The 9,402-nt window shown below is 65.8% G+C and carries 8 protein-coding genes; 3 read left to right on the top strand and 5 right to left on the bottom strand.

Going from position 1 to position 9,402, the window contains the following annotated elements; all coding sequences use genetic code 11:
- Both JOZ79_RS00040 and pgl read left to right on the top strand, forming a co-directional pair.
- The coding region (locus tag JOZ79_RS00040) for a hypothetical protein (protein WP_294068879.1) at positions 1 to 490 on the top strand (490 nt) is incomplete at its 5' end.
- A gap of 20 nt (positions 491 to 510) precedes the next feature.
- Entirely contained in the window at positions 511 to 1,215 is a 705-nt protein-coding gene (pgl, locus tag JOZ79_RS00035) for a 6-phosphogluconolactonase (protein ID WP_294068876.1), read from the top strand.
- Between the two features lies 1 nt (position 1,216).
- Here pgl and JOZ79_RS00030 read toward each other — a convergent pair whose 3' ends face one another.
- The gene (locus tag JOZ79_RS00030) at positions 1,217 to 2,872 is read right to left on the bottom strand and encodes an MFS transporter (RefSeq protein WP_294068873.1); all 1,656 of its coding nucleotides are present in this window, start codon (positions 2,870 to 2,872) and stop codon (positions 1,217 to 1,219) included.
- Positions 2,873 to 3,008: 136 nt separating this feature from the next.
- Here JOZ79_RS00030 and JOZ79_RS00025 point away from each other — a divergent pair, with 136 nt between their 5' ends.
- Positions 3,009 to 5,324 carry a GGDEF and EAL domain-containing protein gene (locus JOZ79_RS00025; protein ID WP_294068870.1) on the top strand — a complete coding sequence of 772 codons (2,316 nt, stop codon included), beginning with the start codon at positions 3,009 to 3,011 and terminating at the stop codon, positions 5,322 to 5,324.
- A 151-nt stretch (positions 5,325 to 5,475) separates the two neighbouring features.
- Here JOZ79_RS00025 and JOZ79_RS00020 read toward each other — a convergent pair whose 3' ends face one another.
- From JOZ79_RS00020 to acs, 4 genes are all read right to left on the bottom strand, one after another.
- A complete protein-coding gene (locus JOZ79_RS00020; RefSeq protein WP_294068867.1) occupies positions 5,476 to 5,952 on the bottom strand; it encodes a hypothetical protein in 477 nt (158 codons plus the stop codon).
- 168 nt (positions 5,953 to 6,120) lie between these two features.
- A complete protein-coding gene (locus tag JOZ79_RS00015; RefSeq protein WP_294068864.1) occupies positions 6,121 to 6,711 on the bottom strand; it encodes an RcnB family protein in 591 nt (196 codons plus the stop codon).
- Between the two features lie 121 nt (positions 6,712 to 6,832).
- Positions 6,833 to 7,309: a DUF3833 family protein gene (locus JOZ79_RS00010; protein ID WP_294068861.1), complete on the bottom strand. Its 477-nt coding sequence runs from the start codon at positions 7,307 to 7,309 to the stop codon at positions 6,833 to 6,835.
- Positions 7,306 to 9,228 carry an acetate--CoA ligase gene (gene acs / locus JOZ79_RS00005; RefSeq protein WP_294068858.1) on the bottom strand — a complete coding sequence of 641 codons (1,923 nt, stop codon included), beginning with the start codon at positions 9,226 to 9,228 and terminating at the stop codon, positions 7,306 to 7,308. Before acs ends, JOZ79_RS00010 begins: the two co-directional genes overlap by 4 nt.
- Positions 9,229 to 9,402: the final 174 nt, after the last annotated feature.

Below are 9,402 nucleotides of genomic sequence, written 5' to 3'. Positions count from 1 at the left end.
GAGTCAGGCCACTCCGGTCGTCGCACCGACCCCTCGCATTCCGCTGCCGGTGCCGACGCCAATAGTCGCGACCGTGACTCCTGCCGAGGGCACGGCGCCGACCCAGGGCGCCGCAGCCGTCGCCGGGACGGGCACGGGCACTGGCGGTCAGGGCAACGGCACGGGCAGCGGCTCGGGTTCCGGATCGGGAAGCGGCGATGGCGGCGTCGTCTCACCGCCCCATCTGGTGACGCCGGTGCTTCGCGGCCGAGATTTTCCTCGGGAGTTCCTGGATCAGTGGCCGGGCGGACGGCCCGTGTTCATGCGGCTGCGCGTGGATGCTCAAGGCTATATCGCCGAGTGCATGGTCGATCGCGGGACCGGCGTCGCGACGATCGATTCCGAGATCTGCAACATCGTTCACCAGCGACTGCATTTTCGGCCGGCGCTCAATCGGAGCGGACAGGCGGTTGCAGGCTGGTTCGGATACGGGCAGACGCCGCCGCGATAGCTGACAACGGAAGTGCCGACATGATCGAAGCCGAATGGTGGGAATATGACACGCTCGACGAGCTGGCCGACGCGGTCGCCGGCGACATCGGCTTCATTGTCGAAAGCGCCGTCGAGGCTCGTAACGCGTCTTTGATCGCCGTTCCAGGCGGAAAGACCGCGCCTGCGGTGTTCCCGAAGCTCGCGGCCCAGAAGGTGCAGTGGAAGCGCGTGACGATCATTCCCGGCGACGAGCGGCTGGTGCCGGTCGACAATGATTTGTCGAACGTCCGCGAGATCGCGCGGAGCTTCCTTCCAACGGGTGCGCGCGTCATCCCGATCGTCAGCGGCAAGGTCGCGGACTATCGGCTCGCCGGAAACTCCGCTGACGCATTGCTGCAGGATCTGCCATGGCCGCCCGACCTCGTCTGGCTCGGCATGGGCGAGGATGGGCACACCGCGTCAATCTTTCCGGGAGCCGACCTTCAGGACGCCCTCGACGCTCCGAAAGCGCGGCGGGCGGTCGGCGTGATGCCCGACCCGCTGCCTCCCGAGGCGCCAGTCGCGCGGGTGACGCTGACGCGCGCCGCGATCCTGTCGGCGCGGACGGTGCTGATCACCGTGACGGGTCAGAAAAAGCGCGAGGTTCTGGAGCGGGCAATCGCCGACGGCCAGAGCTCCAAGCTGCCGATCGGTCGCGTCCTCGCCGAGGCCGAGCAGCCGATCGACATCCACTGGTGCCCATAAGCTAGATTTCGTCGAGCCTGCGGCCCCGCGTCTCGGGCAGGAAGAGCAGCGACACGGCAACCGAAATGCCGGTGAACACCACCGCGTACCAGAGGCCCGAATAAATGTTGCCGGTCGCTGCGACGATGGCGACGCTGACGGCGGGAAGGAAGCCGCCGACCCACCCGATTCCGAAGTGGTAGGGAAAGGACATGGCTGTGTAGCGAACGCGGCTCGGGAACATCTCGACCAGCGCCGCCGCCTGCGGGCCGTAGAGTGCCGTTGCTGCCACAACGAACAGCAGCAGGACGGCAATCAGGACCGGGAAATTCATCTTCGCCGGGTCCGCGGCCCCGGGATAGCCTGCGGAGTGCAGCTCGGTCCCGATCGCATCGCCTGCGTTCGCCTTCATCGCCTTGAGCTCGGCGCCGGCGAGCCCTTCGCCACCCGATATGGGCAGGATGTTGCGACCGACGAGGACGCGGGTCTGGCGGTCCGCCGAAGATCGCTCGCTGTAGGATATGCCGCGACTGATGAGCGCGCTTTTGGCAATGTCGCAGGCGCTGGTGAACTTGCCGGTGCCGACGGGGTCGAACTGGGCGGAGCAGGTCCGGGGATCGGTTTCGATCACAACGGGCGTACTGCGCTGCGCGGCGACCAGCGCCGGGTTGGCGGCCTGGGCGATCCAGTGTGAACCGGGGAAATAAAGCAGCAGCGCTAGCGCCATCCCACCGACCACGATGGGCTTGCGTCCGAAGCGGTCCGACCACCAGCCGAAGAATACGTAGAGCGGCGCGCTGATCGCCGTCATGACCGCCAGCAGCAGGTCCTTGGTCGCACCGGGAACGCCAAGCGTCTTCTCCATGAAGACCTGCAGGTAGAAAAAGGTGAAGTACCAGACCGCGCCCTGGGCGAGCATCACGCCGAGGAAGGCGATGGCGACTCGCTTGAGGTTCTCGGCCTGCCCGAAGGCCTCGCGCAGCGGAGCCTTCGTGACCTGTCCTTCCGCGACGAGCCGCTGGAATTCCGGGCTTTCGGACAGCTTCAGCCGCATCCACAGCGACACGCCCAGCAACACGACCGAAACCAGGAACGGAATCCGCCAGCCCCAGGCGCCGAAAGCATCCTCGCCCAGCTGGGTACGGCTGACATAGATGATCAGCATCGCCGCCAGCAGCCCGAACGACGCCGTCGACTGGATCCATCCGGTGGCGGCGCCACGGCGGTCGTCCGCGCTGTGCTCGGCGACATAGATGGCAGCGCCGCCATATTCGCCGCCGAGCGCGATACCCTGCAGGATTCGCAGCAGGATCAGCAGCGTCGGGGCAAGCGCGCCCGCCTGGGCGTAGGTCGGCAGCAGTCCGATCAGAAAGGTAGCGCCGCCCATCAGGCTGACCGTCACGAGGAAGGCGCCCTTGCGGCCCATGCGGTCGCCGACAATTCCGAAGATGAGCGCTCCGAGCGGCCTGAACGCGAAGCCGGCAGCGAACAGGCCGAGAGCCGCGATCAGCGCCGGCGTCGGGTCGAGGGCGGAGAAAAAGGCCTTTCCGATGACCGGAGCGAGGCTCCCGAAGATGAAGAAGTCATACCATTCGAACGCGGTCCCCGCCGACGATGCGACGATGACGCGCGCCATCGATCCCGGTCCATTCCCCTGTGCTGCCGCGTCGCTTGTCATGACGGCCTCCCCTTCCCGAGGACGTAGCCGACGGCGGCGTCCTTGCAAACGAGCGGGAGAAGAAGAACCGAAATGGACTTTTGAAACCTTGTTAACTCGCTGTCAGCCAAGGCTTTTATGAGAGGGCATCGTCTCGATGGCCTGCAACGATGCTCGGGTCAGGTCGGTCTTGCAGCACGACATCCTTCCGAAATCGCGACTTGCACGGTGGATCGTCGCCCATCGATCCGATGTCAGCCCCGCGATCGCCGCCCACCTGACGAGCGGGCTCTATGCCTCCGTGCCGATCTTCCTCGGTGGCGTGATCAACAGCGTCATCATCGCGGCGATCGGTGTCGCTCGGCATCCCTCCCTGATCTTCTTCCTGTGGCTCGGCGCGGAGATCGTGCTTGGCATCAGCAGGCTAGGCATCCTCGTCGCAGGCAAGCGCGCGCTGGCTGGCGGACGGCAGCCGCCGATTTCGGCATCCGTGGCGCTGTCCTGCGCGTGGGCCGCTTCGGTGGGTTTCGGCGCTTACGCCAGTATTGCCAGCCAGGACTGGATCCTGGCCGTCATTGCCTGCCTGTCGTGTGCCGGGATGGTCTCCGGCATCTGCCTCCGCAACTTCGGCACGCCGCGGCTGGTCATGGTCATGATGGTATTCAGCATGCTGCCATGCGCGCTTGCGGCCCTTGTAGCGCCGGAAAGATCGCTGCTCGTGATCAGTATCCAGCTCCCGACCTATATGGTCACGATCGGCTTTGCCGCGTTCCGGTTGAACGGGATGGTGGTCGCCCGCATGACGGCCCAGGACGCGCTGGAGAAGAGCGAGGCGTTCAACCGAAGCATCCTCGAGTCCAGCCCGGACTACACGCTGCTCCTCGACCGGGACGGGGTCATCGCCTTCTGCAACTGTCCGCAGGCCGAGCGGACGGCCGACCTGCTGGGGGTCCGCTGGCTCGACATGCTGCCCGACGACGTCCGCGACAAGGGTGAGGACGCGTTGCAGAGGGTGACGGCGGGCGAGACGGCCCGGCTGACTGTCTGGCATCCCCAGGACGACGGCGGACGCTGGTTCGACGTCGCAGTGTCGCCGATCTCGGACGGCTCGAACCTGGCGCTTATCGTTGCTCGCGATGTCACGGATCAGAAAAGGTCGGAAGAGCGGGCACTGTGGATGGCGAACCACGATGCGATGACCGAACTACCGAACCGGGTGGTTCTGCAATCGCGTCTCGATGAGCTTGCAAGTCTGCCCTCGCCGGCGCGCGATTGCGCCCTGCTTGTGCTCGATGTCGATAACTTTAAGCTGATCAACGACACGTGCGGACACGATGCCGGCGATGCGCTGTTGTGCGCGTTCGCGGACCGGCTCAGGAGTTCGCTGCGGCCCGAGGACCTGGTGACCAGGCTTGGCGGCGACGAATTCGCGATCGTTTTGCAGGCGCGTTCGGACGCGGAGATTGCCGCCGCCTCCGAGCGCATCTTCGCCAGGCTCAAGACGCCGTTCGCGCATTCGGGGCGAGAACTCGATTGCAACGCAAGCATCGGCGCCGCGCTTTTCCCTCGCGACGGGGCGGAGCGGTCCGAGCTGATGAAGGCCGCGGACATGGCCCTCTACGCCGCCAAGACGGCGGGGCGGGGCCAGCTGAAGATCTTTCACAGCTCGATGCGCAACCAGTTCCAGACCAGGAACTCGATGATCTACCTGGCGCGGCGAGCACTCGATAGCGACGGCGTGCTTCCGCACTATCAGCCGAAGGTCAACCTGCGCAGCGGCCGCATCGTCGGGTTCGAGGCCTTGCTCCGCTGGCGCGATCCGGCGGGATGCCTGCGCCTCCCCGACAAGCTCCAGGCGGCGTTCGATGACCCGACTGTGTCGGCCGCGATCAGCGACCGAATCATCGAAAGTACCCTGGCGGACATCCGGCGCTGGATCGACGCAGGTATCGACTTCGGCCATGTCGCGATCAACGCCTCGGCGGGCGCGTTCCGGTCCGGCAATCTCGCCCAGGAGCTTATCGACAAGCTCGAGGACCGGGGAATTCCCGCGGCTTGCCTGCAGGTCGAGGTCACCGAGACGGTTTTCCTTGGCCAGGGCGCCGACCATGTGAAGCGGGCACTTCGACGGCTGAACTCGGCCGGTGTGCGCATCGCCCTGGACGACTTCGGCACCGGTCATGCCTCGCTCGCCCATCTCATGCAGTTTCCCGTCGACGCCCTCAAGATTGACCGCTCCTTCATTCACCGACTCGGCCGGAGCGGCGAAGCGGAGGCGATCACGAAGGCGATCGTGAACCTCGGCCAGAGTCTGGATATCGAAGTCGTTGCCGAGGGCGTGGAGACGCCGGAGCAGGAGTTGCACCTGATCGGTCTCGGCTGCCACACCGGGCAGGGTTATCTCTATTCTAAAGCCATCCCGGCCCGGATTGTCGGCGAGATGCTGACCGGTCGGGTCGCCAAGTCGGCCTGACGGGCCAACGGCCGCGCGGGCCGAGCTAACTCCGCGCGCGCATGACCGCGAGGGATTTATGAAGGAGGCGCAGGAGCCTCGACGTGGGCCGATCGAAGGCCGCCACGGTCCGCACGAGACAGTGACCCCGTGCGAACCGTGACTTGATTGTTTATTGCGGCTGCGCGGGCGGTGTCGCCGGCGGCGTTGTCGTCGTGACGTGCCGATGCGTCACGTTGCGATTGATGTTCACGTGAGTGACGTGCCCCGTTGAGCTGTCGTGATGAACCGTCACGTGATGATGGACCACCTTGTGATGGCGGCGATGCTTCGCGTGATGGCGCCGCTTTGCATGGTGGCGTTTCTTCGCATGGTGCCGCTTCATGTGATGTCGCACGTGATGCGTCGACATGCTCGTGTCCGTCGCTGGCGCTGGCATCGCCGCTGAGTCCGGAGCGGTCTGCGTCGTCGTGTCCGGGTTCGAGGTTGTGTCCGGCGTTGTCTGGGGCGCCGGCGTGGTGGTGTCTGGGGCGACCGGAGGGGTGGGGTTGGTCTGGTCGGGGGTGGTCGTTCCGGTGCTTGGCGGCACGGTCTGCGCCATAGCGCTCGACGCCAGCAGCGTCGCCGCCAGTGCAAGAATGAGTTTCATCAGCTTTCTCCCATGGCCTTTGGATGGCCACGGAGAGAGCGTCCGTCAGGGCGCGGCGTTCCCATTAAAGATTTGCAACGTGCCGGGGGCGCCGAGCTCAGTCGTTCCCGGACGGTTGCGGTGCGGCTCGAGACTGAGCCGCACCGCGCCCGTGGCTATGGAGTCCGATCAGTAGAAAACGTTGTAAACAACGTCGCGGATCCGGCCCGTGTAGACGTTCACGAGCAGCAGATCCGGACCGTAGCGAACCCAGCGGAAGCTCGGCGGCGGCGGGCCGAAGCCGAGATCGTACCAGTTCGTGTAGTAATAGGTCGGCGAACGGAACAGCCGTGGCAGGACCGAGCCGGCGTTCCAGCGCCGATAGCTATAGCCGTGCGGATAGCGGAACGCCGCAGCGTGGACGCGCTGGACATGCGTCGGATGGTAGCCGGCCGCACGGTGGGCGCGATCGCGAGCTGCCTCCTGCTGGCGGGCCGCTTGCCGCCGAACCGCCTGGGTATGAACCGCGATGCCGTGCTGCTGCCGGGCTGCCTGCTGGCGGACGGCCTGGGTGTGGACGGCGATGCCGTGCCGCTGCCGCGCCGCCTGCTGGCGAACGGCCTCGGTGCGGGCCGCCGTGGCATGCTGCTGCCGCGCCGCCTGCCGCCGTTGCGCCTGGGCCTGTTGGGCGTTGTGCCTGTCGCGGTCGTGCGACTGTGCCGCGGCCACCTGCGGAGTGACCAGCGCCAGCACGGCGGCGGCGCATAGAAGTCGTTTCATGATGTTACGCGCTCCTTTCTTGCGAGCTCTCTCGCCGCCCAACTGGGGCAGCGCACCGCAAGACGAACGCAACGGGAAGTGTTTCGTTTCCGTTCCGAGACCGTCGAGTGCCTGAGGGGGGTCAATCGAGCTTGCGGATGAACTCGTCGTAATGTGCGACGGTGAATCCGAAGCGCTTGATCTTCATGACGTTGTGTACCCGGTCGGGGCCCTGCGGAGTCAGCAGCTGGTCGAAGTCGAGGTTGTTCGTTGCGGTGTAGCGGATGCGGACCTCATCCCCGTTCACGTCGACCCGAACCGGGCCGGCGGCATCGGTCAGCGTGCCGGCGAAGCTGTGCGAACCGGTCTGGCGCATCCGCCAGTACCTGACGCGCGGCGGCTTGGATGGCTCGTGGATGACCTGCTTGAGCAGGAGTGTGCCGTCCTTTTCGGTGCTGCCCTCACTATCGACCGACATCGTCTTGGTCGACTGGAAGATGATCTTGAGCGTGCCCTCGCCATGGGTGCGGCCGCGGAAAAATTCGACCGGGTTGAAAGCGGCGGCCGCCGGGGTCGCGGCAAGGACGAGGGCGCCGAGCGCCGCTGGAGCGAGTCTCACTGACGGCCGGCGAGAAGCGCGTCAACGACGCTCGGGTCGGCCAGCGTCGACGTGTCGCCGAAGCCGTCGGTTGCGCCGTCCGCGATCTTGCGCAGGATCCGGCGCATGATCTTGCCCGATCGGGTCTTGGGGAGGGCTGGCGTGAACTGGATCTTTTCGGGTGTCGCCAGCGCTCCGATGTCCTTGCGGACTTCGCCGTTCAACTGCTTCCGCAACGCGTCGTCTCCTTCCGCCCCCGCGATCAGGGTGACAAAGGCGTAGATCGCCTGCCCCTTGATGTCGTGCGGAAATCCGACGACAGCGGCCTCCGCGACCATGGGGTGCGCCACCAACGCGCTTTCCACTTCCGCGGTGCCGATGCGATGGCCGGAAACGTTGATGACGTCGTCCACCCGTCCGGTGATCCAGTAATAATCGTCCTCGTCGCGGCGGCAGCCGTCGCCGGTGAAGTAGAGGCCCGGATACGCCTTGAAATAGGTTTCGAAGAAGCGGCGGTCGTCGCCCCAGACGGTGCGCATCTGGCCGGGCCAGGAGGCGGCGAGGCACAGATTGCCGCTGGTCGCGCCTTCGAGCACCTGATGATTAGCGTCGACCAGGAGCGGCTGGACGCCGGGTAGCGGCTTCGTCGCCGAGCCAGGTTTCATGGGAGTCGCGCCGGGAAAGGGCGAGATCAGGATGCCGCCAGTTTCCGTCTGCCACCATGTATCGATCACAGGGCAGCGCCCATCGCCGACCACTCGCCAGTACCATTCCCAAGCTTCGGGGTTGATCGGCTCGCCGACCGTGCCGAGCAGTCGGATCGACTTGCGGCTATAGCGCGTGACGGGCGCATCGCCTTCGCGCATCAACGCGCGGATGGCAGTCGGGGCGGTGTAGAAAATGGTGACGCCGAGACGGTCGATCGTCTCCCAGAAGCGAGAGAAATCCGGGTAGTTCGGGACGCCGTCGAACATGACGCTGGTCGCGCGATTCATCAGCGGGCCGTAGACGACGTAGCTGTGTCCGGTGATCCAGCCGACATCGGCAGTACACCAGAAGATGTCGTCATCGCGATAGTCGAAGATCCAGTCGAAGGTGGTTGCGGCCCAGACGGCATAGCCGCCGGTGGTGTGGACGACGCCCTTCGGCTTTCCGGTCGAGCCGGAGGTGTATAGGATGAACAGCGGGTCTTCCGCGTTCATGACCGCGGGCGCGCAATCGGTCGCGAGGCGGCCGCGCTCATCCGAGTAGCTGACGTCGCGGCCGGCCTTCATCGGCACGTCCGCACCTGTCCGGGTGACGACGATGACGGTGGGAACGTCGCGCTGATCGAGCGCTGCGTCGACGTTGCGCTTGAGCGGGATCGGCTTGCCGCCCCGGACGCCCTCGTCGGCGGTGATGACGGCCTTGGCGTCGCAATCGACGATGCGCCCGTGCAGGCTCTCAGGCGAGAAGCCGCCGAACACGACGGAGTGGATGGCGCCGATCCGCGCGCAGGCCAGCATCGCCGCCGCCGCCTCGGGGATCATCGGCATGTAGATCATGACACGGTCGCCGCGTCCGACGCCACGGTCCTTGAGCAGATTGGCGAAGCGGCAGGTCTCTTCGTACAGCTCGCGATAGGTGACGGCGCGACCGTCGCCCGGCTCGTCCGCTTCGAAGATCAGGGCGGTGCGGTCGCCGTGCTCGGCGAGGTGGCGGTCGAGGCAGTTGACGGAGAGGTTGAGCTCGCCGTCCGCGTACCAGCGGATGTGGAAGTCGCCTTCGTCGAACGACCAGTCGCCGGGCACGGTCGGGGCCTTGTTCCAGGTCAGGCGCCTCGCCTGGTCAAGCCAGAAGCGATCGGGATCGGCGGCAGCCGCGGCGTTGAGCGCCGCAAGCTCGGCTGGGCCGATGCGGGCCTTGTAGTCAACAGGGACCGGGTGAACCGCCTCTCTCATCTTTTTCCCCTCGAGCTCTATAGGCCACGCGCCATGTCGATCACGAACCGGTAGCGGACGTCGTTCTTCAGCAGCCGCTCATACGCTTCGTTGACCTCGTTCATCGCGATGAACTCGACCTCCGGGTAGATCTGCTTCTCGGCGCAGAAATCCAGCATTCCCTGGGTCTCGGGA

It is taken from the genome of Sphingomonas sp., assembly GCF_019242355.1.
Lineage (GTDB): Bacteria > Pseudomonadota > Alphaproteobacteria > Sphingomonadales > Sphingomonadaceae > Sphingomicrobium.
This window is presented reverse-complemented; position numbering and strand designations above follow the sequence as displayed.